We start from the raw sequence: 1,213 nt of genomic DNA, 5'->3' as shown, positions 1-1,213 counted from the left end.
CGACGAAGGAGGGCATGTGCCGGGTCGCCGCAGGCGCGCCCTAAACCGCAAGCCATCGCACGCAACGTGACCAGCCGTCCCTCAAACCATCAGCTCGACCCTCAGCACCCCACCCCGCTGCACGAACGACTCGGGCAACCACGGCAGGGCCTGAAGACGACCGTCCAACCGCACGTCCCGCACATGAATACTCGGAGCCCCCGGAGCAAGAACCGTGATGCCCCGCTGGACGATCCGAGCCTTCGGGAACATCGGACTCGACACGTGCAACTCAGCACTGCTGGGCGTACGCGGGTACAGCCCAAGCGCCGCGAACACATACCAGGCGGACATCGTGCCAAGATCATCGTTACCAGGCAGCCCACCAGGACCAGTGCGGTAAACGAGCCGAGCCATCGCCCGCACGGTCTCCTGAGTCCGCCGAGGCTTCCCGAGCTCGTTGTAGATCCACGGCGTGTGAATGCCAGGCTCATTGGTCGGGTCGTACCGAAGTGCGTCACCACCAGTGGCCCACGACCCATCAGCCCGGTGGAAGAACGCGTCGAGCCGAGCAGCCGCGACATCCTTGCCACCCATGACTTCGGCAAGCCCCTGGACGTCGTGCGGAACCATCCACGTGTAGGTCGCACTGCTCCCCTGCGCAAAGCCGAGGTCGGACGCGGGGTTGAACGGCGTCACCCAACTGCCATCGGCCTTGCGCGCCTGCTGGTAACCGGTGGCGGGGTTGAACGTGTTGCGCCACCAGCCCGCACGCTTCTGCAACTCCTCGCCAGGCTGTCCCAACCTGCGAGCCAGATCGGCGAGCGCCTGGTCCGCCACCGCATCCTCAAGGGTCTCAGCGGCACCGCCCCAGCAGTGGCAGGTGTCCTGAGGGGCGTAGCCGAGCCTGAGGTACTCGGCGAGATTCGGCCGCTGCCCTTCGCACTGGCCGGGACACCCCTTGTCGGACAGTCCGTCCGGATGCGGAACGGTGGCCTGGCGCAGCAGCGAGTCGTACGCGGCCTTGACGTTGAAGTTCCGAGCTCCCATGGCATACATGCCCGCGATGGCCGGAGCGGACGGATCGCCGGTCATCACGTGCGTCGCTCCGTTGACGTGGACCCAGCGGTCCCAGACACCGCCGTTCTGCAACGCCAGGTTCAGCAACGACTGCGCGTAGTCGCCGGCCACCTGCGGTTCGAGGAGAGCCAGGAGCTGGGTGTGGGCACGATAT

Annotated in this window: 1 protein-coding gene; it reads right to left on the bottom strand. The window is 66.4% G+C overall.

Translation table 11 applies throughout. The annotated features are described in order from the left end of the window. Positions 1-81: 81 nt before the first annotated feature. Positions 82-1,213 (bottom strand): glycoside hydrolase family 92 protein (locus UK23_RS42675; RefSeq protein WP_045317531.1); only part of this gene is annotated, 1,132 nt, incomplete at its 5' end.

The organism is Lentzea aerocolonigenes (genome assembly GCF_000955955.1).
Classification (GTDB): Bacteria; Actinomycetota; Actinomycetes; order Mycobacteriales; family Pseudonocardiaceae; genus Lentzea; species Lentzea aerocolonigenes_A.
The sequence above is the reverse complement of the archived record's forward strand: the minus strand, read 5'-3'. Positions and strand labels throughout refer to the sequence as shown.